Here is a 719-nt window from a genome sequence, read left to right on the forward strand (position 1 = left end):
CCTCTGGCATCTTCCCTAGCGAACAGGCAAGCATGGAAGAGGCATCACAATACAAGCTTAAGACTATCTGTGAAAAACTAAACCTATCTGAATCTGACCATGTGGTTGAAATTGGCTCTGGCTGGGGCGGGTTCGCCATCTATGCTGCCAAGCACTATGGCTGCAAAGTCACCACCACCACGATCTCTGATAAACAACATGAGTTAGCACAAACACGGATCAGCGAAGCAGGCTTAAGCGATAAAATCACACTTCTAAAGCAAGACTATCGTGAGCTAGAGGGGCAATTCGACAAGCTCGTTTCAATAGAAATGATCGAAGCGGTTGGCTGGCAATACTATGACACCTTTTTCGCGACTTGCGCCTCACTGTTGAAACCAAATGGCGCGATGCTGATTCAAGCCATCACAATTGAAGACCAGCGTTTCGAGTACGCCAAACGCAACGTCGATTTTATTCAGCGTTATATCTTTCCTGGTAGTTGTATTCCTTCAATTCAGGCTCTCACTAGCTCATCGATGAAGGCCAGCGACCTACGACTCGTTTATCAAGAGGACTTTGCGGAACACTACGCTAGAACACTGCTAGCATGGTTGGATTCATTTAATAAAGCCTCAGCGACCATCACAGAGCTAGGCTATAGCAAAGAATTTAAACGTATGTGGGAGTTCTACCTCTGCTACTGCGCAGGAGGTTTCAAAGAGCGCTCTATCGGCGTA

The 719-nt window shown here is 46.7% G+C and carries 1 protein-coding gene; it reads left to right on the forward strand.

Annotated elements, in window-relative coordinates; all coding sequences use genetic code 11:
• The coding region (locus A3735_RS01845) for a cyclopropane-fatty-acyl-phospholipid synthase family protein (protein WP_156499320.1) at window positions 1–719 on the forward strand (719 nt) is incomplete at both ends.

The sequence above is a fragment of the Oleiphilus sp. HI0061 genome (assembly GCF_001635675.1).